The organism is Halioglobus sp. D3-4 (assembly GCF_055809315.1).
This window is the reverse complement of the sequence record NZ_CM147907.1, coordinates 588,780-610,044: the sequence shown is the minus strand read 5'-3', so window position 1 is coordinate 610,044 and position 21,265 is coordinate 588,780. Positions and strand designations below refer to the sequence as shown.

General features: G+C 57.1%; 20 protein-coding genes. 1 reads left to right on the top strand and 19 read right to left on the bottom strand.

Going from position 1 to position 21,265, the window contains the following annotated elements:
- Positions 1–7 precede the first annotated feature (7 nt).
- The 19 genes from hisS to purL form a co-directional block, all read right to left on the bottom strand.
- Complete coding sequence (gene hisS / locus AC0L6S_RS02550; RefSeq protein WP_473426853.1) at positions 8–1,291, bottom strand: histidine--tRNA ligase; 1,284 nt, start codon at positions 1,289–1,291, stop codon at positions 8–10.
- Between the two features lie 27 nt (positions 1,292–1,318).
- Positions 1,319–2,452 carry a flavodoxin-dependent (E)-4-hydroxy-3-methylbut-2-enyl-diphosphate synthase gene (gene ispG, locus AC0L6S_RS02545; protein WP_473426852.1) on the bottom strand — a complete coding sequence of 378 codons (1,134 nt, stop codon included), beginning with the start codon at positions 2,450–2,452 and terminating at the stop codon, positions 1,319–1,321.
- Positions 2,449–2,928 carry a helix-turn-helix domain-containing protein gene (locus tag AC0L6S_RS02540; protein WP_473426851.1) on the bottom strand — a complete coding sequence of 160 codons (480 nt, stop codon included), beginning with the start codon at positions 2,926–2,928 and terminating at the stop codon, positions 2,449–2,451. The genes ispG and AC0L6S_RS02540 overlap by 4 nt, the downstream gene beginning before the upstream one ends.
- Positions 2,925–3,719 (bottom strand): type IV pilus biogenesis/stability protein PilW, encoded by a 795-nt coding sequence (gene pilW, locus AC0L6S_RS02535; RefSeq protein WP_473426850.1) that lies wholly within the window; start codon positions 3,717–3,719, stop codon positions 2,925–2,927. Before pilW ends, AC0L6S_RS02540 begins: the two co-directional genes overlap by 4 nt.
- 2 nt (positions 3,720–3,721) lie before the next feature.
- Positions 3,722–4,879, bottom strand: coding sequence for a dual-specificity RNA methyltransferase RlmN (gene rlmN / locus AC0L6S_RS02530; protein ID WP_473426849.1), 1,158 nt, complete (start codon positions 4,877–4,879; stop codon positions 3,722–3,724).
- 21 nt (positions 4,880–4,900) lie between these two features.
- On the bottom strand, positions 4,901–5,326 hold the full coding sequence (gene ndk / locus AC0L6S_RS02525; protein WP_473426848.1) for a nucleoside-diphosphate kinase: 426 nt from the start codon (positions 5,324–5,326) through the stop codon (positions 4,901–4,903).
- 349 nt (positions 5,327–5,675) lie between these two features.
- A complete protein-coding gene (iscX, locus tag AC0L6S_RS02520) occupies positions 5,676–5,870 on the bottom strand; it encodes a Fe-S cluster assembly protein IscX (protein WP_473426847.1) in 195 nt (64 codons plus the stop codon).
- A gap of 14 nt (positions 5,871–5,884) precedes the next feature.
- Positions 5,885–6,223 carry an ISC system 2Fe-2S type ferredoxin gene (gene fdx / locus AC0L6S_RS02515; RefSeq protein WP_473426846.1) on the bottom strand — a complete coding sequence of 113 codons (339 nt, stop codon included), beginning with the start codon at positions 6,221–6,223 and terminating at the stop codon, positions 5,885–5,887.
- Positions 6,220–8,103 (bottom strand): Fe-S protein assembly chaperone HscA, encoded by a 1,884-nt coding sequence (gene hscA / locus AC0L6S_RS02510; RefSeq protein WP_473426845.1) that lies wholly within the window; start codon positions 8,101–8,103, stop codon positions 6,220–6,222. Before hscA ends, fdx begins: the two co-directional genes overlap by 4 nt.
- Positions 8,104–8,123: 20 nt before the next feature.
- Complete coding sequence (gene hscB / locus AC0L6S_RS02505) at positions 8,124–8,660, bottom strand: Fe-S protein assembly co-chaperone HscB (RefSeq protein ID WP_473426844.1); 537 nt, start codon at positions 8,658–8,660, stop codon at positions 8,124–8,126.
- A gap of 23 nt (positions 8,661–8,683) precedes the next feature.
- Positions 8,684–9,007, bottom strand: coding sequence for an iron-sulfur cluster assembly protein IscA (gene iscA, locus AC0L6S_RS02500; RefSeq protein WP_473426843.1), 324 nt, complete (start codon positions 9,005–9,007; stop codon positions 8,684–8,686).
- 1 nt (position 9,008) lies between these two features.
- Positions 9,009–9,392 carry a Fe-S cluster assembly scaffold IscU gene (gene iscU / locus AC0L6S_RS02495; RefSeq protein ID WP_159169294.1) on the bottom strand — a complete coding sequence of 128 codons (384 nt, stop codon included), beginning with the start codon at positions 9,390–9,392 and terminating at the stop codon, positions 9,009–9,011.
- A 22-nt stretch (positions 9,393–9,414) separates the two neighbouring features.
- Positions 9,415–10,629: an IscS subfamily cysteine desulfurase gene (locus AC0L6S_RS02490; protein ID WP_473426842.1), complete on the bottom strand. Its 1,215-nt coding sequence runs from the start codon at positions 10,627–10,629 to the stop codon at positions 9,415–9,417.
- 39 nt (positions 10,630–10,668) lie between these two features.
- Positions 10,669–11,142: a Fe-S cluster assembly transcription factor gene (locus tag AC0L6S_RS02485; RefSeq protein WP_473426841.1), complete on the bottom strand. Its 474-nt coding sequence runs from the start codon at positions 11,140–11,142 to the stop codon at positions 10,669–10,671.
- Between the two features lie 108 nt (positions 11,143–11,250).
- The gene (gene trmJ, locus AC0L6S_RS02480) at positions 11,251–12,012 is read right to left on the bottom strand and encodes a tRNA (cytosine(32)/uridine(32)-2'-O)-methyltransferase TrmJ (RefSeq protein WP_473426840.1); all 762 of its coding nucleotides are present in this window, start codon (positions 12,010–12,012) and stop codon (positions 11,251–11,253) included.
- Positions 12,013–12,042: 30 nt separating this feature from the next.
- A complete protein-coding gene (locus tag AC0L6S_RS02475) occupies positions 12,043–12,837 on the bottom strand; it encodes an inositol monophosphatase family protein (protein WP_473426839.1) in 795 nt (264 codons plus the stop codon).
- A 21-nt stretch (positions 12,838–12,858) separates the two neighbouring features.
- Positions 12,859–13,788 carry a protein translocase subunit SecF gene (secF, locus tag AC0L6S_RS02470; protein ID WP_473426838.1) on the bottom strand — a complete coding sequence of 310 codons (930 nt, stop codon included), beginning with the start codon at positions 13,786–13,788 and terminating at the stop codon, positions 12,859–12,861.
- Entirely contained in the window at positions 13,785–15,665 is a 1,881-nt protein-coding gene (gene secD, locus AC0L6S_RS02465) for a protein translocase subunit SecD (protein WP_473426837.1), read from the bottom strand. Before secD ends, secF begins: the two co-directional genes overlap by 4 nt.
- A 112-nt stretch (positions 15,666–15,777) precedes the next feature.
- A complete protein-coding gene (purL, locus tag AC0L6S_RS02460) occupies positions 15,778–19,674 on the bottom strand; it encodes a phosphoribosylformylglycinamidine synthase (protein ID WP_473426836.1) in 3,897 nt (1,298 codons plus the stop codon).
- A gap of 144 nt (positions 19,675–19,818) precedes the next feature.
- On the opposite strand from purL, the gene mltF reads away from it, so the two are divergent.
- Entirely contained in the window at positions 19,819–21,246 is a 1,428-nt protein-coding gene (gene mltF / locus AC0L6S_RS02455; protein WP_473426835.1) for a membrane-bound lytic murein transglycosylase MltF, read from the top strand.
- Positions 21,247–21,265: the final 19 nt, after the last annotated feature.

Below are 21,265 nucleotides of genomic sequence, written 5' to 3'. Positions count from 1 at the left end.
CATTATTTTAGTGCGCAAGCGCTGCGCACAGTGTGGTTTCCAAATCCTGCAACGCCACAGTCACTTGCGTGGCGCGCTCGCCAGCACTCGCCCGCATCGATTTAACCGTGACTGACTGTGCCATCACTTCATCCTCTCCCCAGATCAGGGCGACTTCTGCACCGCTTTTGTCTGCCTTCTTCATCTGGCTCTTGAAACTGCCGCCACCGGTGTGCTGCACAATGCGCAACCGGGGCAACTGCGCGCGCAGTTTTTCCGTTGCAGCGAGCGCATGGCTCTGCGCGTCCTCACCCACTGCAACCACGTACGCGTCGATACCGCGGGGCGCCAAAGACTCGTTCTGCTCCGTCAGTAGCAGGACGAGACGCTCCATTCCCATCGCACATCCTATGGCGGGTGTCGACTTTCCGCCGAGTTGCTCCACCAGGCCATCATAGCGGCCGCCCGCGCAAACGGTACCCTGTGCTCCCAACTTCTGCGTCACCCATTCAAAAACAGTTTTGTTGTAATAATCCAGACCGCGCACCAGGCGACGATTGATTACATAGTTCACACCTGCTGTCTGAAGCAACTCACAAAGACGCGCGAAATCGACCTTCGCCTCGTCGTCGAGGAAATCCTCCAGACTCGGTCCCTCATCCAGAATCGCCTGTGTCTGAGGGTTCTTGCTGTCCAGAATCCGCAGGGGATTACTGTGCAGTCGACGCTGACTGTCCTCGTCGAGCTGCTCCACCCGGGTTTGCAGGAACTCTACCAGTGCGGCTCTGTAAGCCTTGCGCGCAGTTGCACTGCCGATGGAGTTGAGCTGCAGCTCTATATCGCCAGCTAAGCCCAGTTGCCGCCACAGTCTGGCGCACAGAACAATGAGCTCAGCATCCATGTCCGGTGTAGCGACGCCGAATGCCTCGATTCCTGTCTGGTGGAATTGCCGCTGCCGACCCTTCTGAGGCCGCTCGTAGCGAAACATGGGGCCGGTATACCACAGGCGCTGGGTGGTATTGAGCAGGCGCTGCTGGATGGCGGCACGAACACACCCCGCTGTACCTTCCGGTCGCAACGTCATACTGTCGCCATTGCGATCATCGAATGTGTACATCTCCTTCTCGACAATATCCGTGACCTCGCCGATAGAACGCTTGAACAGCGCGGTTTTTTCCACCACCGGCAAGCGAATTTCGCCGTAGCCGTAGCTGCTTAGCACTTCAGCGATTGAGTGCTCCAGAAACTGCCAACAGGCTGTATCACTCGGCAGGATATCGTTCATCCCCCGAATGGCGGTTATTTCACTCACTTGAGCTCCAGTACACGATGCCAACAGTCAACTGTTGGACGATTTGATGATCAGTTTCTCTTCCAGTTCATTGCGCGCCAGTTCCAGTTCAGCTGCGCGCTTTCTGATCACCTCCTCGAGATGATCGACAAAATCCTCATTACTGATTTTGTGGTGTGGTTCTCCGTCGACATAGACCAAATTATTGGGTGTCGCTCCGGTGAGCCCGACATCCGCTTCCCTGGCCTCACCCGGCCCATTGACGATACACCCGATAACGGCCACATCCATCGGTGTGCGAATGTCTTCCAGTCGCTGCTCCAGCGTGTTCATCGTGGCCACCACGTCAAAATTCTGTCGCGAGCAACTGGGACAGGCGATGAAATTGATACCGTTGGCCCGCAACTGCAGGCTTTTCAGAATATCGAAGCCAACCTTGACCTCCTCGACAGGATCCGCTGCCAGCGAAACGCGCAGGGTATCACCGATGCCGTCCATTAGCAGCATTCCCAGCCCCACGGCGGACTTAACCGTTCCACCACGCAGGCCACCGGCTTCGGTGATGCCCAGATGCAATGGCTGGTCAATTTTTGTGGCCAACAGGCGGTAGGCCGCGACGGCCATGAACACACCGGAGGCCTTAACACTGACCTTAAAATCCGGATAGTTGAACTTGTCCAGGATATCGACATGATGCATGGCCGATTCCACCAGCGCCTCCGGCGTAGGCTCACCGTATTTGCGCTGGAGCTCTTTACCCAATGAGCCCGCGTTCACCCCAATACGGATCGGAATGCCCTTGTCACGGGCGCTGTCGATCACCTCACGCACTTTGTCGTCACGACCGATGTTCCCGGGGTTGATACGCAGGCAATCGACGCCATACTCGGCAACCTTCAGTGCTATCTTGTGATCGAAATGTATATCGGCCACCAGCGGCACGGAGACCTGCGCGCGAATCTGCCGAAACGCTTCTGCTGCGTCCATCGTTGGCACCGAAATTCTCACGATGTCTGCGCCGGCATCGGCAATGGCCTTGACCTGAGCAACCGTTGCCGCCACATCGCAGGTGTCGGTATTGGTCATACTCTGGACACTGATGGGCGCGTCTCCTCCGACCGCCACATTGCCGACATGAATTTTCCTTGAAACACGACGCGTGATAGGAGACTCAACCTTCATTTACCACCTCCTGCATACTGTTGGGGAACATCGAGGGTATTGTGCGCAGCACGGCTGAATGCGTTCGGCAGTGTCCCGTCTGTACCTTCGTGCCACCACCACAGTGCGAGTACCAGCAGCAGCAACACACCCAGACCAATAAACACACCCAAACCAGTGCGCTGCAGTTGCACCGGCCGGCTGGCCTCGCGCACCTCGTACTGCACCGAGGGCACGTCGGCAACCTCGTCGAATACCGCCAGCAGATGCTGCTCATCAAGGCCCAACAGTCGACCATAGGACCTGACATATCCCCGCGCAAACGGCGGACTGCGCAGCGCCTGATAGTCATCACGCTCGAGAATGCCCACATAGTTGGGCATCAGCTTGAGGCGGTCGGCCGCCTCCCGTTCAGATAAACCTTGCGCCTCTCTGGCGGCCTTCAACAATGACCCCGGTGTAGTAAAGGCATCAATCTGTTCAACGTTCCCTGTCACTTGTTCAAGGTCCGCTTATAAGCTTGGTACTCAGCGGATTTTGGGTACAGGTTCCGCAGTGCCAGCGCATAGCTGGCTTCGGAGTCGCGGTCATCATCGGCCTTGGCTAACTGGATACCCAAAAGCAAACCCGCTGCCGACTGCTGTCGAACCACGGTCCGATACGTATCGTAGTACCTATTTGCGGTGGGATAATCCTGTGCCTCGTAGCGAATGCGGGCAAGCTCGTACAGCGCTATCGGGTTTGTCCGATCCATCGCGAGGGCGCGAACAAAAGCCTCTTCAGCACCCTGAGTATCGAACAATTTAAGGCGGCACAAACCCAGGTTCACAAACGCATTCGGTCGCCCGGAATACAGTGTGTCCTTAACGACATAGTCCAGCTGCTCCTCCGCTTCCTTATAGCGTTGCTGGCTGTAGAGAAACGCGGCGTAGTTATTGCGGCAGCGAGAAAAGTTTCTGTCCAGACTTATGGCCTTCTTGAAACTCTCCTCAGCCAGTTCGTACTCTCCCGTGCTCTGGTAAACCAGTGCAAATGCTTCGAACACCTGCGGGTTATTGGCATCAATCTCCTCAGCCAGCTGCAGGTTGCGTTTGGCGGCCTCCCAGTTGCCCTCCCCGATGTACTGCCGGGCAAGCGCCACGCGCTTATCCAATGCTTTTTTGGGAGAAGCTTCCTCGGTGAACCCACCCTCGGTTGTGGTGATACATCCTGCCAGACACAGGGACAACAATACCAGGCAGAGAGAATGAAGCGGTTTTTTCATGCTGGCCAGCGAATCAGAAAACATGCCTACCCCACTGTAATTATCTGCGCAGACTCCGCCGCGCGATAGCGTGCATTACGACGTGTACGGTCCACAACCTGCCCTACCAGTTGGCCACAGGCAGCGTCGATATCATCGCCGCGTGTGGTTCTGACGGTCACAATATATCCTGCATCAACCAACACCTGCCAGAAACGCTGCACTGCGTTGCCACTGGGCCTGCGATAGTCGGACTGGGCAAAGGCATTGAAGGGTATCAGGTTGATCTTGCAGGGCAGATTGCGCAAGAGTTCAACCAGTTCTCTGGCGTGTTCAAGCTGATCGTTAATATCCCTGATCAACGTGTATTCGATAGTCACTACACGGCTTTTATCGCTCTGCGCGGCCATATAGTTGCGACAGCTCTCCAGCAGAACGGCAATCGGGTATTTGCGGTTGATCGGCACCAGCTGGTTGCGCAGTTCGTCATTGGGTGCATGCAGAGATACGGCCAGCGACACTTCGCTGACACCCGCAAGACGATCCAGTGCCGGCACCACGCCTGAAGTACTCAGCGTTACCCGACGTTTTGACAAGCCGTAGGCAAGATCTTCGAGCATCAGGTCCATCGCTGCGACCACGTTGTCAAAATTCAGCAACGGCTCTCCCATGCCCATCATCACCACATTCGAAACGACCCTGTCCTTGCCGGGCCCGAAGGCACCGTAGGAGTTAATCGCCAACCACACCTGACCAATGATCTCAGCGGCACTGAGGTCGCGCTGAAAACCCTGCTTGCCCGTCGAGCAAAAACTGCAGTCGAGGCTGCAACCCACCTGCGAGGATACACACAGCGTGGCGCGGTTTCCTGCGGGTATCAGTACCGTTTCAACAAGGCCGCCACCATCGACCCGTATGGCCCACTTTCGTGTGCCATCACTGGAGTCCTTCTGACTGGCGATTTCGGGTGGGCGAACCTCCGCGATATCGATCAGTTTATCGCGCAGCGCTTTGCCCAGATTGGACATATCCTCAATCCGGGTAACACCGGCGTGATGAATCCATTTCAGCACCTGCTGTGCGCGAAACTTTTTTTCACCCAGACTGAGGAAAAAGTCCTCCATCTGCACACGCGACAAACCCAACAGATTCACTTTCGGACAAAGCGCAGCGGCTGGGTTATTGGTCGGTGAGAGCGTTGTCATCGGGGATGCGCGGGCGGCTTCCTAGCGCGCGCAAATTTCGCTGGATGCAAAGAAATAGGCGATCTCACGGGCAGCTGATTCAGGCGAATCCGAGCCGTGCACTGCATTGGCGTCAATCGATGAGGCAAAATCTGCGCGAATCGTACCGGCCTCGGCCTCGGCCGGATTGGTCGCTCCCATCAATTCGCGGTTTTTAGCGATGGCGCCCTCGCCCTCCAGCACCTGCACCACCACGGGGCCGGACGTCATGAATTCGATAAGGGCCGGAAAAAAGGGACGCCCCTCGTGTTCAGCATAGAAACCACCGGCAACGACATCACTCAGTCGCAGCATTTTAGACGCGATAATCTGCAGGCCATTATCCTCAAATCGGGAATAAATTTTACCGATAAGATTTTTGCCAACAGCGTCGGGTTTGATGATAGACAGGGTACGTTCAACAGCCATGAGATATCTCCAGAAAGGCTCACTTTGGGAAGCGCGCAATTATACGGATTTTGGGCCCGCGTTTCACCTGCAATCAGCGTCTCGCGGAAGTTTTTTTCTCTTGTAAATCAGTTATTTACAAATCAGGAAGGAAAAGCGGGGATTTTACCTCAATTCAGGCATCTCCCAGCTCTCGCGCAGAGGTATATACGGATTAGCGATAACAGCGAGCAACAGCCGAAATAGATACTGCTAGCTCCCGCGAACGGCACCAGGCGGCGGTTTCGAGTGCCGGGTATGCAGGCAGGCGCTCCGAGCGAAAAGAAGGAACCCACCCCGTTTTATGGGTGTGCGCACTTCAACGCAAGAACTAATCCCGCTCCTCGATCCACGCGGCCTGAATCGCTTCCAGCACTTTCTCCCCACTGTGGCTGGGGTCATCATCAAAGTCAGGCAGTGCAATCACCCAGTTACGCAGGTCGACAAAATTTACTGTCAGAGGGTCTATTTCCGGATGGGCTTCTACCAACTCGATCGCAATAGTGTCTATGTCTGTCCACCGCATCAGCGCTCTCCCACTCAGTGTTGCTCAGATACCATATTGATTGTGTAACGTGGAATTTCCACGACAAGGTCTTCATCTCCGACAATAGCCTGGCAGCTGAGTCTCGAGTCCGGCTCCAGGCCCCAAGCCATATCCAGAAAGTCGTCTTCCAGATCATCGGGGGGATCCAGCGAGTCATAGCCCTCACGTATCAGTACGTGGCACGTGGTGCAGGCACAGGAGAGCTCGCAGGCGTGCTCAATTTCAATATCGTTGCGCAGTAGCGCACGGCAGACACTCTCGCCGGGCTCAGCTTCAATCAATGCTCCCTCCGGACAGAGGTTTTCATTGGGAAGCACTACGATTTTAGTCACTGCGTCACCTCATCATCCAACGAATCCAGCGAGACACCCGCGAGTGCTTCCCGGATGCTCTTGTCCATGCGCCGCGAGGCAAAAGCCTCGCTCAAGCGTCCCAACTGTTCTGTCTGGCTGTGTATCGCATCCGCGTCCAGACCCTCCACCAGGGTCTGTAATTCGGTCATCTGCGCACTGATAGCTTCGCGCTCCTCGGCACTGAGCAGGGCATCACCATCCGCCTTCAGGGCCGATTTCAAACCCTCCAGCAATTGCCATGCACCCAGCCTCTCCTCGGCCAGTTGCCGCGCCTGCATGTCTTCGGCAGCGTGACTAAACGACGACTGCAACATACCTGCAATTTCCTCGTCACTCAGGCCGAACGAGGGCTTGACTGTTATGCTCGACTGCGCACCGGTGATCGCCTCCTGGGCGGACACGTTGAGCAAACCGTCGGCATCGACCTGAAAGGTCACTTGAATTCTCGCGGCACCTGCGACCATCGCCGGAATGCCGCGCAACTCAAAATGCGCCAACGAGCGGCAGTCGCTGACCATTTCGCGCTCTCCCTGCAGAATATGAATCGCCAGCGCCGTCTGCCCGTCCTTGAAGGTGGTAAATTCTTGCGCCCGACTGACGGGAATTGTGGTATTGCGCGGCACGATCTTTTCCACCAGACCGCCCATGGTTTCAATGCCCAGCGACAGCGGAATGACATCCAGCAGCAGCAGATCCCCCTCGGGACGATTTCCGGCGAGGATATCGGCCTGTATCGCCGCGCCCACTGCCACCACCTGATCGGGGTCTATCTCGATAAGTGGCGAACGTTTAAAAAAGTCTCCGACGGCTTCTCTAACCAGCGGCACACGGGTGGAACCGCCGACCATCACGATATTGTCGACCTCCCCATCCAGCTCGGCATCGCGCAGGCACTTGCGACAGGCGCGCAAAGTACGCTTCACCAACGGCTGAACCAGGCGTTCAAAAGTTTCACGCGTCACGCGCAGCGAACCGCCCGCCGGCAGCACGCCCTGCAAATCCAGATCGACTTCGGAATTGTCAGAAAGGCGCTCTTTTGCGGACCGCGCAGCGGCTTGCAGCTGCCGGTACTGACCGGCCTCCAACGTTGGAGAACCACATTCCTGCAACACCCAGTCGGCCAGCGCACCGTCGAAATCATCGCCGCCCAGCGCCGTATCACCACCGGTCGACAGCACTTCAAACACACCCCTTTGCAAGCGCAAAATGGAAATATCGAACGTGCCTCCACCGAGGTCATAGACAGCAATAACGCCCTGCTCAGCGGAATCCAGGCCGTAGGCGACAGCTGCTGCGGTGGGTTCATTTAGCAGCCGCATCACGCGCAACCCAGCCAGCGTGGCAGCATCCTTGGTCGCCTGGCGTTGCGCCTCATCAAAATAGGCGGGTACAGTGATGACTGCGCCTTCAATTTCTCCGCCTAGTGTGGCCACCGCGCGCTGTCGCAGTACACGCAGTATATCAGCCGACACCTCGACCGGGCTGACCTCGCCACCACTGGTGAGAAAACGCACCATGCCTTCATCGCCCTCGGCCATACGGTAGTGGGAACGCTGCGCATCTCCCAATGCATCAGCACTGCCGCGGCCCATAAAGCGCTTGACTGACATCAAGGTGTCCGCCGGGTTCTGAGAAGCCAATGCAACAGCGTCCACACCAACAAGCGCGTCCTTGTCGCCACTGTAATGAACCACGGAGGGCAACATCACCTCACCACTCTCGTCGGGCAGGACTGTCGCCCTGCCGCCGCGTACGGTGGCCACCAGCGAATTGGTTGTGCCGAGATCTATGCCCACCGCGCGTTTTACCTGGTGGGGCAGCGGTGATTGTCCGGGTTCTGCGATTTGGAGTAATGCCATGCTTGGCCTTGGTTATCCCGTTAGTCGATCAATCTGGATTCGAGCAGCTCGGCTTCACTGAGCAGTTTATCCAAATATTGCATTTTGACACAGGCGCTGGCGGCAGCAGAAATATCTCCGGCCGCATACGCTGTGGAAAATTGGTCCTGCAATTCAGCAACATCCGCTCCAATTTCAGTGATCAGGTGGTCCAGTGCCGTTTCCGGGTCCACCAGATCATCCATTTCCTCAAGTTTCTCACGGAGTTCCATTTGCTGCATCAGAAACCCGCCATCGACGGGCTGGGCGGCAACTGTTTCGCTGTTCATTCCCGCCGTCTCCAGCAGGTATAGCGCACGCGGCAAGGGCTTGCGCAAGGCGGCGTAAGCCTCATTGATCAGGGATGAATACTGTACTGCCAGACGCTGCTCATGCGCTGAAGCACCGGCATAGCGATCAGGATGCAATTCGCGCTGCAGTTGACGGTAGCGTTCCCCCAGCTTCCCCTGATCCAGCGCAAAATCCAGAGGCAGGTCAAACAGCTCGAAGTAGTTTCGTTGAAAATCGGGAATCGACATGCCGAAGTGTCACACCGCCATATTTAAACGGTGAAACTCTCCCCGCAGCCACACTCCGCTGAGACATTGGGGTTGCGAAACTGCAAGCCTTCGTTCAGGCCCTCGCGCACAAAATCCAGCTCTGTGCCATCCAAATACAGCATGCTCTTCGGATCGATCACAACCTTGACGCCATGATCTTCAAATACTTGGTCCTCGGGCTGCAATTCGTCAACAAATTCCAGCACATAAGCCATACCTGAGCAACCGGATGTAGTGACACCCAAACGAATCCCAAGGCCCTTGCCCCGGGACTCCAGCTGACCCGCTATGTGCGCAGCGGCAGTTTGTGTGAGACTGACCGCCATACTAGCTGCCTCGCTTTTCTCGCAAATCCTTCACCGCCGCCTTGATCGCGTCTTCCGCCAGCACAGAGCAGTGAATTTTGACCGGGGGCAGCGCCAGTTCCTCGGCAATTTCGGTATTGCGAATCTGTTCTGCTTCATCCAGGTTCTTGCCCTTTACCCACTCTGTCAGCAGCGAGCTGGAGGCAATGGCTGAACCGCAGCCATAGGTCTTGAACTTGGCATCCTCGATAATCCCGTCGGCATTCACCTTGATTTGCAGGCGCATAACATCGCCACAAGCCGGTGCGCCAACCATCCCCGTACCCACACTATCGTCTCCCGCATCGAGTTTGCCGACATTGCGGGGATTTTCGTAGTGGTCTAATACCTTGTCGCTGTATGCCATGTCGTATTCCTCCAATTGGAATTTAGTGGGCAGCCCATTCAATGCTGTCCAGATCTACACCATCCTGATACATATCCCATAACGGGGATAATTCTCGTAATTTTTCTACCGCAGTACGCAATTGCGCGACTGCAGCATCCACATCCTCTTCAGTGGTAAAACGCCCAAAGCTGAACCGCAGAGAGCTGTGCGCCAACTCATCATTCAACCCCAACGCGCGCAGTACATAGGATGGCTCCAGACTTGCCGAGGTGCAGGCCGAGCCACTTGAAACAGCGAGATCCTTGAGCGACATGATCAATGACTCACCTTCTACAAAGGCGATGCTGACATTCAATGCACCCGGCAAACGCTGTACGTCATCACCATTGATATGCACTTCTTCAATGTCGCTGATGCCATCCCAGAATCGTTTGCGCAGTGCCTGCATTCTTACCGCTTCCTGCGCCATACCCTCGCGCGCAATCTGGGCAGCTTCACCCATGCCGACGATCTGATGGGTTGCCAGCGTGCCTGACCGCATACCGCGCTCGTGCCCGCCGCCGTGCATCTGTGCCTCCAGCCGTACCCGCGGCTTGCGGCGCACATACAGTGCTCCGATGCCTTTGGGACCGTACATTTTGTGGCCGGACATGGACAGCAGATCGACTTTCATCTGCTCCATATCAATTTCAATTTTTCCGGCGCTCTGGGCTGCATCAACGTGAAAAAGCACGCCGGCTGCGCGCGTGACCTCACCGATCGCGGCGATATCATTCACGGTGCCGATTTCGTTGTTGGCATGCATCACACTTACCAGAATCGTATCTTCACGCAGCGCGTCCGCGACAGCTTGTGGAGTGATCAGGCCCTCTGGCGTGGGGTCGAGATAGGTGACCTCGTAGCCCTCGCGCTCCAGCTGCCGACAAGTATCCAGAACGGCCTTGTGTTCGATTTTCGAGGTGACGATGTGTTTGCCCTTCTTCACGTAGAAGTGGGCTACCCCTTTTATCGCCAGGTTGTCCGATTCCGTCGCGCCGGAGGTCCAGACGATTTCCCTCGGATCTGCGTTGATCAGGTCAGCGACCTGACGACGACCATTCTCAACGGCCTCCTCTGCCTTCCAACCATACAGGTGAGAGCGCGAGGCCGGATTACCGAAGTTGCCTTCAATGGACAGGCAGTGGACCATCTTTTCCACCACACGTGGATCGCACGGTGTGGTTGCCAGATAGTCGAAGTAAATAGGTTTTTGCATACCGCTGTTGCTCCGTAAAAATTCGCGCTGTCCGACCTGCTAGACTTCTGTCAGGGAGAGTGCAACACCCTGAGGGCTGCGCGCGACCTGACGCGCTGAAATACTTTGAACTTCCCTTCTTTCGACCAGATTGGACAGGCTGATTTCGCTGAGAAAGCCGTGAATCTGATCGCTGAGATCACACCATAAATGGTGGGTGAGGCACATTTCACCCTGCTGGCAATCGCCTGACCCGCCACAACCCGTCGCATCGACAGTCTCGTTTACGGCATCGATGATCTGGGCGACAAAGATCTGATCACCGCTGCGGCTGAGGCGATATCCGCCACCGGGACCGCGCACACTGCTAACCAGATTATTGCGGCGCAGCTTGGCAAAAAGCTGCTCCAGATAGGACAGGGAAATATCCTGGCGACCAGATATATCAGCCAGACTAACGGGACGATCTATCCCGTTCAACGCAAGATCCAGCATTGCGGTTACCGCATACCTGCCTTTTGTCGTCAGCCTCATTACTCTTCTCCCTCATCACTTGACGGGAAGTATGCAATAACCGACTAAAATGGTCAACTATAAAGCCCACTGTTTATGTCGGGTAATAGCCACCGACGATGCGCACGATTATGTTCCGTCCGGGCGCTCGCTAGTTTTGCCGCGCGCGACCCACTTCTGGGTCTCGGTAAGAATACCGCGGAGAATATTGAGCTCCATTTCATCTAGGCGTACGCGGCTGTACAGGCGTCGCAGGCGAGACATCAACTGGCGCGGCGCCGCGGGGTCCAGAAATTCGATGTCAATTAGCGCCTCCTCGAGGTGCGCATAAAATCGCTCCATATTCTCCTGCGAGGCAAACGGCGCATCCCACTCATCAGTATCACCTGATGACTCTGTAGTCGTCGCCTTCAGCATGCGCAGCTCATACGCAACTATTTGCACAGCCATGGCCAGATTTAGAGAGCTGTACTCGCCTGAAGTCGGGATATTCAGGTGCAGATTGCACACTTTGAGTTCATCGTTGGTCAGGCCCCGGTCTTCGCGACCAAACAACACAGCCACCTGTTCACGTCCCGATGCCTCTGCCATACGCTCGGCACACCGCCGCGCATCCATCAACGGCCATGGAATCCGTCGCTCGCGGGCGCTGGTGCCCACGACAAACTGGCAATCATCGATGGCTTCACTCAGGGTTGGCACGACGATGGCATTATCGAGCACATCGCCGGCAGAGGCTGCACGCCAGACCGCCTGCTCATTGGGGTAGTCGCGCGGCGCGACCAGATAAAGCCGCGCCAGCCCCATGTTTTTCATCGCACGCGCCACACCGCCGATATTCCCGGGATGGGTGGTATTGACCAAAACGATGCGAATATTATCCGGGTTCATGGGCTGACTCACTGCGAATGTGTGGCTGGCTCACCCCAACAACGGTTTTACTACCCGCAATACCGCTTTGAAACACTTGGGGTTGCCACACACAATATTGCCGGATTCCATATAGCGGTCGGAGGCATCGATATCAGCCACCAGACCACCGGCCTCACGAATCAACAATACACCGGCGGCAATATCCCACTGCGCCAGACCGATTTCCCAAAAGGCATCGAGGCGACCTGCGGCCACATAGGCCAAATCCAGTGAGGCCGCGCCCGCGCGCCGGATACCGGCACACTGCGACGCCAACTGCTCGATGGACTTGCTATAGGGCCCCAGTTTGTCATCGCAATGCTGTTTGAACGGAATACCGGTACCCAGTAAAGCGCCGTCCAGGCTCACCCGATCGCTGACCCGGATACGGTGACCATTGAGCTGTGCACCGCGCCCGCGAGAAGCTGTAAACTCTTCGCGCCGCACCGGATCCACGATGACGGCGTGCTCAATCTTGCCGCGGTACAGGCAGGCGATGGACACCGCATAGTGGGGAATACCGCGAACGAAGTTGGTGGTGCCATCAAGCGGGTCGATGACCCAACGGTACTCCGCATCCGCATTGCCAATCAGACCGCTCTCCTCGCCGAGTATGGCGTGATCGGGGTAGGCTTTCTGCAAGTGGTAGATGATCTCTCGCTCAGCATTGACATCGACTTCGGTGACAAAGTCATTGACGCCTTTAGCCTTTACTTCAAAGCGGTGCAGTTCATCCGATGCCCGCACGATATTTTCACCGGCCTTGCGGGCAGCTCGCAGCGCTATATTGATCATCGGTTCCATGGGTGCTTCCTGAGCAGTAAATTACGGGGTGAGGTCGTCCTGCTCGGCGCCTTCTTTGACGGGGAGCATCAGATCTTCTTTCGTCACTCCCAACGCCAGTGCGGCAGCTGAAGCGACATAGATAGAAGAATAGGTACCTATTGTGATACCGACAATCAGGGTGATCGCGAATCCGAAGATCATTTCACCACCGAACAGCGCCAGCGCGATTACCACCAGCAAGGTTGTACCAGAGGTGACCAGTGTACGGTCGAGCGTTTCGGTGATCGAAATATTCAGCACTTCGGGTGGGTCTGCACGCCGAATTTTGCGAAAGTTCTCCCGAATCCGGTCGAACACCACAATCGTATCGTTCAGCGAATAGCCTATCACTGCCATCAGCGCCGCCAGTACCGTGAGATCGAACTCCATCCCCACTACAGAGAAAAAGCCCAGCGTGATAATGACGTCGTGGGCCAGTGCCGCGACAGAGCCCAGCGCGAACTTCAACTGGAAACGGAACGCGACATAGAGCGTCACCAGACCCAGTGCCAGCAACATGGCCAGCCCGCCCTGCTCGCGCAATTCATCGCCGACCTGCGGACCCACAAACTCCGAGCGCCGCAACTCGACTGTGCCGCCGGGCACCGCGGCGCTGAACTCCGTTTGCAGGATTCCCAGTAATTCAAGACCCTCCTTGTCAGAATAACCCTGCGGTAGCCGGATCATCACATCCTGATCACTGCCAAAACTGACCACCGTTGCGCCGGCAAACCCGCTAGTCTCCAGCGTGTTCCGAATGGCATTCATGTCGGCGCTCGCACTGTAGTGAACCTCGATCAGGGTGCCGCCGGTGAAATCCAGCCCCCAGTTCAACTGCCGGGTCGCCAGCGAACCGATGGAAACAGCCAGTAACAGCAGCGAGAACCACATCGCCAGCTTGCGCTGGCCCATAAAATTAATCACTTTCATGACTGACGCCCCCCGATGGACAGTTTTTTCACACGCCGCCCGCCATAAATCAGATTGATCATGGCCCGGGTGCCTAGAATTGCTGTGAACATGGACGTCACAATCCCCACAGACAATGTCACAGCGAAGCCCTTGATCGGCCCTGTGCCAACGGCATACAGAATAACCGCGACGATCAGCGTAGTGATGTTGGCATCAAAAATCGTGGTAAAGGCACGTGCAAAACCGGAGTGAATAGCCATTTGCGGCGATAAGCCGTTGGCCAGTTCCTCCCGTATCCGCGCGAAGATCAGCACATTGGCATCCACCGCCATACCCACGGTCAACACGATGCCCGCGATACCCGGCAGAGTCAGCGTCGCGCCCAGCATGGACATTACCGCCACCAGCAATACCATATTAAAGCTCAGTGCCACCACCGCGGCCACGCCAAACACGCGGTAGTAAAGCACCATGAACAACACTACCAGCGCAAGTCCATAGTAGACGGACTGCACGCCCTTGCGGATATTTTCAGCGCCCAGAGAGGGCCCGACTGTGCGCTCCTCGACAAACGAAATCGGTGCCGCCAGGGCACCTGCGCGCAACATCAGGGCCAATTCAGACGCCTCCAGCGGGTTGTCCAGTCCGGTGATCTGGAATTGTGCGCCCAGCGCAGACTGTATCACCGGCGCGGTGAGCAGCTTCTTCTCGTCGTAAGGGACCTTGACCACGACTTCGTTGCCGGCCTCATCCACCTCATAGCGCGTGCGGTACTTCCGCTCGATGAATAACACGCCCATGCGACGCTTGATATTGTGCCTTGTCGCACGCGACATCAGCGTACCGCCCTCGTTATCCAGACTGATCTGCACATTGGGCTGGCCGTTCTGGTCAAAGCTGGCCTGCGCAGTGGAGACGCGCTCACCGGTTATGATGACATCCCGTTCCAGCCATTCAGTGGCCCCGTAGCGGTCCGCACTGCGGTATTGGAAACGCTGTTTCTCTGACGGGGCGGCATCCAGATTCGCCACCAGTCTGAATTCGAGGTTGGCGACCTTGCCCAAAATCCGCTTCGCTTCCGCAGTATCCTGAATACCGGGAAGCTCCACCACGATCCGGTTCTGGCCTTGGCGCTGTACCAGCGGTTCGGACACACCCAGTTCGTTCACCCGGTTGCGCAGCGTGGTCAGGTTCTGGGTCACAGAGTAATCGGCGATTTCCTTGCGTGTCTGTTCGGACATGGCCGCCAACAGATTCCAGCTGTCGCCGTCATCTACGCGGTCCAGTACCAGTTCGGGATTCTCTTCAGCAATTAGCTCACGCGCCTGCTCACGCGCCTCCTCCGTTTTGAAGCGCGCCTCTATCTTATCGTCGTCATTGAGTGTGACAAATCCGCGAACCCGGTTCTCGCGCAGCACACGTTTGGTGGAGTTCAGGTAGTACTCCATGCGCCGTTCTATTGCAGCATCGACGTCGACTTCCAATTTGAAATGCACGCCACCACTGAGGTCCAGCCCCAGCTTCATCGGTTGAGCGCCGTATGTGCTAAGCCACTCAGGAGTGGTTGGCGCCAGGTTCAGAGCGACGATATAACCATCACCCAGCGCCCTCGAAACACTGGATTGCGCAATTAGCTGTTGATCGGCATCGGCCAGGCGCACCAGCGCATTGCGCCCATCCGGGTCTATCTGCTCGCCGAAATGCTCGATCCCGGCATCATTCAGCGCCGTCAGCGCACGATCCCAGGTTTTTTGGTCGATCTGCTGGGCACTGCTCTCACCGGTGATCTGTAGGGCGGGATCGGGAGCATAGAGATTGGGCGCGGCATAAAACAACCCAAGCAGGAGCACAAACAGTACAAGGAGGTATTTCCACAATGGATACTTGTTCAGCATAGTGTCGCTCTAACTGGAAAACAGAATACGGGTGCCAAGACTGCACCCGCGCGAAAAGTGCGCCATTATAAATTAACAGGCAGCAGTCACAAGGGCTGTTTCGGGGTAGCGCTCACCCCAGCCAGACCCGCGCATTGCGGAACAGGCGCAACCAGCCACCATCCTCGCCCCACTGTGCGGGAGCCCAGGAGTTCTGCACTGTGCGATATACCCGCTCCGGATGAGGCATCATGATGGTCGCTCGACCATCTGTGCTGGTCAGGCCGGTAATCCCGGTGGGCGAGCCGTTGGGGTTTGCCGGGTACTGCTCTGCCACGGCCAGGGTGTTCTCGATATAGCGCATCGCCACCGTGCCACTGGCGTCGCAGGCGGTATGCGAAGCCTGATCCGTAAACTCTGCCCTGCCCTCGCCGTGTGCCACGGCTATCGGCAGGTGTGACCCCTCCATACCCGCGAGCAGGATCGACGGGCTGGGCTCCACTCTGACCAGGGCCAATCTCGCCTCAAACTGCTCTGAGCGATTGCGCACGAAACGCGGCCAGTGCTCGGCACCGGGAATCAACTCCTTCAATGTGGAAACCATCTGACAGCCGTTGCAAACGCCCAGCGTAAACGTGTCCTCGCGCTGGAAATACCGACTGAAGTTCTCGCGCATGGTGTCGTTAAACAGAATGCTCTTGGCCCAGCCCTCACCCGCACCGAGCACATCGCCATAGGAGAAGCCCCCGCATGCCACCAGACCGCGAAACTGCGCGAGATCGGCCCGGCCGCTGAGCAGATCACTCATGTGGACGTCCACCGGTGCAAAACCGGCGCGGTGAAACGCTGCCGCCATTTCCACATGCCCGTTGACACCCTGCTCTCGCAGGACTGCCACCCGGGGGCGCGCACCGGTGTTGATATAGGGTGCGCAGATGTCATCTGATGCATCAAAACTCAGAGCAGCAGAAAGCCCAGGGTCGTGCGCGGTATGCCGCTGGTACTCCTCCAGCGCACAGTCCGGGTTATCGCGCAGCGCCTGTATCTCGTAACTGGTGCGCGACCACAGCTGTTGCAGGCCGGCGCGGCTGTCGCTCAATAGCGCCAGCGTGCCATCGACAACGCTGATGGTATCGCCGCTGCAAGCGTGCCCTATCACGTGCAGGCAGTCGCCCAAGCCCAATTCTGCAGCTCGCGCGCGCAGTGCTGCCAGTTGGGCATTGGCAACCTGCAGTACCGCGCCGGCCTCTTCATTAAACAACTTTGAAAGCCCCGTGCCGGGTAGGGACGACACTTCGACCTGCACACCACAACGGCCGGCAAACGCCATTTCCAACAACGTCACGAGCAAACCGCCGTCCGAACGATCGTGATAGGCCAGAACCTGTCCCGCTGCCAGCAGCTCCTGCACCAGCGCATAAAACGCCTTCAGGTCGGCAGCGTTGTCGATATCGGGCACCACATCGCCGACCTGACCACAGGCCTGAGCCAGCGCCGAACCCCCGAGGCGGTTGGCGCCGCGGCCCAGATCCAGCAGAACGAGCGCCGCATCGGCCTCTGGTTGCAACTGCGGGGTCGCTGTCAGGCGGACATCCAACACCGGTGAAAAAGCGGATACAATCAGAGACATCGGTGCGGTGACGGATTTTTCCACCCCGCCCTCATTCCAGGTCGTGCGCATGGACATGGAATCCTTGCCGACAGGTATCGTGATCCCCAACGACGGACAGAACTCCATGCCCACCGTACGTACGGTGTCATACAGCGCCTCATCCTCCGCGCCGTGACCGGCGGCGCACATCCAGTTAGCTGAGAGTTTAATATTGCGTATGTCCCCGATGGCAGCGGCCGCAATATTTGTGATCGCCTCCGCCACAGCCATGCGCCCGGAGGCTGGGCCGCTTACCAAGGCCAGCGGCGTGCGCTCTCCCACTGCCATGGCTTCACCGGCGTAGGATTCGTAGGACACCGTCGTCACAGCACAGTCCGCCACGGGCACCTGCCATGGACCCACCATCTGATCGCGTGCGACCAACCCGGTCACCGAGCGATCGCCGATGGTGATAAGGAAGTTCTTGCTGGCCACACTCGGCACCTGTAAAACCTGCCGCAGTGCATCCGGCACCGCCATATCCAGGTGCAGCACCGGGTGTTTAACTGCCCGACGCTCAATGGTTCGACTCATGCGCGGCGGCTTTCCGAACAGCACCGACATAGGGATATCCACGGGGGCGTTGCCGAAGTGACTATCGGTCAGCTGCAGATGCATCTCCTGCGTGGCTTCCCCTACCACCGCAAAGGGGCAGCGCTCGCGTTCGCAAATGGCGGTAAACCTTGCCAGATTCTCCGGCTCCACCGCCATCACGTAACGCTCCTGCGATTCGTTGCACCAGATTTCGAGCGGCGACATACCCGGCTCGTCATTGGGCACATTACGCAGTTCAAAACGACCGCCCCTGTTCCCGTCTTTCACCAGCTCGGGAAAGGCATTGGAGAGCCCCCCCGCACCGACGTCATGAATGAACGCGATGGGGTTGTCCTCGCCCAATTGCCAGCAGCGATCAATGACTTCCTGGCAGCGGCGCTCCATCTCCGGGTTCTGTCGCTGCACAGAGGCAAAATCGAGGTCGGCGTGGCTCTGCCCGCTCGTCATTGACGACGCAGCACCACCACCAAGGCCGATCAGCATCGCGGGACCACCCAGAGCGATCAATTTGGCACCGGGACGGTACTCACCTTTCTCTACATGCTCCTGACGGACATTACCGTAGCCACCGGCGAGCATGATGGGCTTATGATAGCCGCGCACGGCCTTGCCATCCGCACCCGCCGCTTCCAGTTCGAAGCTGCGAAAATAACCGCAGAGATTGGGACGCCCGAATTCATTGTTGAAGGCAGCGGCGCCGATAGGGCCTTCCACCATAATATCCAGCGCACTGACTATGCGATCGGGTTTGCCGTAATCGTTCTCCCAGGGCTGACCGTAGCCGGGAATATTCAGGTTTGACACCGAAAAACCGGTGAGCCCAACTTTCGGTTTGGACCCGCGCCCCACTGCACCCTCATCGCGAATCTCACCGCCGGCGCCAGTGCCAGCGCCAGAGAACGGCGCGATCGCAGTGGGGTGATTGTGCGTTTCCACCTTCATCAGCAGGTGAATATTTTCCTGCGAAAAGCTGTATTCGCAGGACTGTGGATCCGGGTAGAAACGTCCTGCCACAGGGCCAGCCACCACCGCCGCATTGTCTGAGTAGGCGGAAAGTACGTTCTCGCCACCGCATTCATTGGTGTTGCGGATCATCTTGAACAGGGAGTGCGTTTGAACCTGACCGTCTATAGTCCAATCCGCATTGAAAATCTTGTGTCGGCAATGTTCTGAATTGGCCTGCGCGAACATCATTAGTTCGACATCATTGGGATTGCGCTTCAACGCGGTAAAACTCTCGAGCAGATAGTCGATTTCGTCACTTGCCAGCGCAAGGCCCAGACTGCGGTCGGCATCCTCCAGGGCCTGCCGCCCTCCTTCCAGGATATCAACACTGGTGAGTGCCTGCGGTTCGGCGTGGGCGAACAACGCTTCAGCGGCCTCCAGTGACGTCAGGATAGTCTCTGTCATGCGATCGTGCACCAGCGCTTCAATCTCGCCCCGTGCAGATTCTGCAAGGTCGTCTGGTAATGCCAGATACCACGCAATACCGCGCTCCAACCGTTCGACTTCATCCAACCCGCAGTTGTGCGCAATATCTGTCGCCTTGCTGGACCACGGGGAAATCGTGCCCGGCCGCGGCACAACCAACATCAACGTGGCATCTTCCAGCTCGCCAATACTCTGGATCTCAGGTTGCGGACCGTAGGCGAGCAGGCTGGCCAACGTGGTCTCGCGCTGCTCACTTAATGGGCGGTAAAGCTGGGCGAAATGCACGTATTCAGTGTGCAGGATACGAACATCGGGATGGATACCATTGATCCTTTGCGCCAGTTTATCCAGGCGAAAATCAGACAGAGCGGCGGCACCGCGCAGAGATAGCATGCTGTGAAGAGCTCCAGTTGGAGGTATTTCAGGGGTGGCGGCATTGTACTGTATTTGGCCGCGCACCGTTACCGGAAATCACCCCCAAATTGCCATACTATTTTGGACTGTATGGGCCGACTCCTCGTCGCTAGAATACATGCCATGAGACACGGCACGCTGATACTGGTCACGGTACTGACAATCCTGTTAGGGGGCTGTGAGCGACTGGACTCCCTGGCTGAAATCCGCGAGCGCGGAGAACTGGTGGTGGTCAGCCGCAACAGCCCTACTACTTACTACCAGGACAAGAATGGCCCCACCGGTTTCGAGTACGCGCTGAGTACGCTATTGGCCGAGGCACTGCAAGTCGAGCTGCGAATGGAGACGGTTTACAACCTGCGTGATCTCTTTGCCAAACTGGACCGCCACAGTGCAAACATCGCTGCCGCCGGCCTCACGCTGACGGAGGAACGGACAGCGAGGTACCCGCACTCAATTCCATACTACAAACTGACGCCCCAGGTCATTTATGTCAGCGGTAATAAGCGGCCGCGCAGCCTCGATGATCTCGTCGGCAAACAAATGGTCGTTCTGGCCGGTTCAAGCCACGTTGAAATGCTAAAAGCACTGCGAAGCAGTGAGGTTCCCGGCCTGCAGTGGGACGAGGTGGACGAGGCCGATACCACACAATTGCTAGAGCAGCTCAGGGAGGGTCGGGCAGCGCTGGCCATCGTCGATTCCAACGAATTCACGGTCCAACAAACGTTGTATCCACGACAACAGGTCGCATTCGATCTCGGACGGGAGCAAGACATGGTTTGGTACCTCCCTCCTGGTACAGACAACACGCGGCTTCTGGCATTTATCAACGACTTCATATTGCGCCTGCAAAAAGACGGTACTCTCACTGCGCTGCGGGAAAAATATTTTGGGCACACCGAGGGTGTCTCGCGAATGAACGCGTTCGAGTTTGCAAAAAACGTCGAAAACCTGCTGCCAAAGTATGAGTCCCTGATCAAAAAAGTTGCCAATGAATATCAAATGGACTGGCATCTGCTGGCCGCCATCGCCTATCAGGAATCGCGCTGGGACCCGATGGCCACCTCGCCAACCGGCGTGCGTGGCATGATGATGCTGACCAAGGCTACCGCCCGAGAGCTGGGCGTGGACAACCGTTTGGATGTTGCCCAGAGCTTGCGCGGAGGCGCGCGCTACCTGAAGAATATCAAGCGGCGCCTGCCGAAGAAAATACACGAACCGGATCGAACCTGGCTGGCACTGGCTGCGTACAATATTGGCCTGGGACATCTAGAAGACGCCCGGCGACTGACACAACGACAGGGTGGAAACCCCGATATCTGGCAGGATGTCATGCAGAGATTGCCGTTACTGCAAAAAACGCAGTACTACAAGAACACGCGTCACGGCTATGCCAGGGGCCGCGAAGCGGTCACGTTGGTACAGAATATTCGCCATTACTACAGCGTTCTCGCCTGGCAGGAGATTCCCGAAATTCAGCCGCAGCCACCACTGCGAGCCGACGATTATCTGCCAGAGACACTGCGCGATCTTAAACTCCAGGCGCTCTAAGCTGACCCCGAAAGCAATG

Coding starts and splice junctions, on each gene's coding strand:
- ndk (WP_473426848.1), bottom strand. CDS start 5,326: ATGGCTGTTGAACGTACCCTGTCTATCATCAAACCCGACGCTGTTGGC.
- secF (WP_473426838.1), bottom strand. CDS start 13,788: ATGAAAGTGATTAATTTTATGGGCCAGCGCAAGCTGGCGATGTGGTTC.
- mltF (WP_473426835.1), top strand. CDS start 19,819: ATGAGACACGGCACGCTGATACTGGTCACGGTACTGACAATCCTGTTA.
- pilW (WP_473426850.1), bottom strand. CDS start 3,719: ATGTTTTCTGATTCGCTGGCCAGCATGAAAAAACCGCTTCATTCTCTC.
- hscA (WP_473426845.1), bottom strand. CDS start 8,103: ATGGCATTACTCCAAATCGCAGAACCCGGACAATCACCGCTGCCCCAC.
- iscU (WP_159169294.1), bottom strand. CDS start 9,392: ATGGCATACAGCGACAAGGTATTAGACCACTACGAAAATCCCCGCAAT.
- AC0L6S_RS02490 (WP_473426842.1), bottom strand. CDS start 10,629: ATGCAAAAACCTATTTACTTCGACTATCTGGCAACCACACCGTGCGAT.
- AC0L6S_RS02485 (WP_473426841.1), bottom strand. CDS start 11,142: ATGAGGCTGACGACAAAAGGCAGGTATGCGGTAACCGCAATGCTGGAT.
- trmJ (WP_473426840.1), bottom strand. CDS start 12,012: ATGAACCCGGATAATATTCGCATCGTTTTGGTCAATACCACCCATCCC.
- purL (WP_473426836.1), bottom strand. CDS start 19,674: ATGCTATCTCTGCGCGGTGCCGCCGCTCTGTCTGATTTTCGCCTGGAT.
- hscB (WP_473426844.1), bottom strand. CDS start 8,660: ATGTCGATTCCCGATTTTCAACGAAACTACTTCGAGCTGTTTGACCTG.
- iscA (WP_473426843.1), bottom strand. CDS start 9,007: ATGGCGGTCAGTCTCACACAAACTGCCGCTGCGCACATAGCGGGTCAG.
- AC0L6S_RS02475 (WP_473426839.1), bottom strand. CDS start 12,837: ATGGAACCGATGATCAATATAGCGCTGCGAGCTGCCCGCAAGGCCGGT.
- secD (WP_473426837.1), bottom strand. CDS start 15,665: ATGCTGAACAAGTATCCATTGTGGAAATACCTCCTTGTACTGTTTGTG.
- iscX (WP_473426847.1), bottom strand. CDS start 5,870: ATGCGGTGGACAGACATAGACACTATTGCGATCGAGTTGGTAGAAGCC.
- ispG (WP_473426852.1), bottom strand. CDS start 2,452: ATGAAGGTTGAGTCTCCTATCACGCGTCGTGTTTCAAGGAAAATTCAT.
- rlmN (WP_473426849.1), bottom strand. CDS start 4,879: ATGACAACGCTCTCACCGACCAATAACCCAGCCGCTGCGCTTTGTCCG.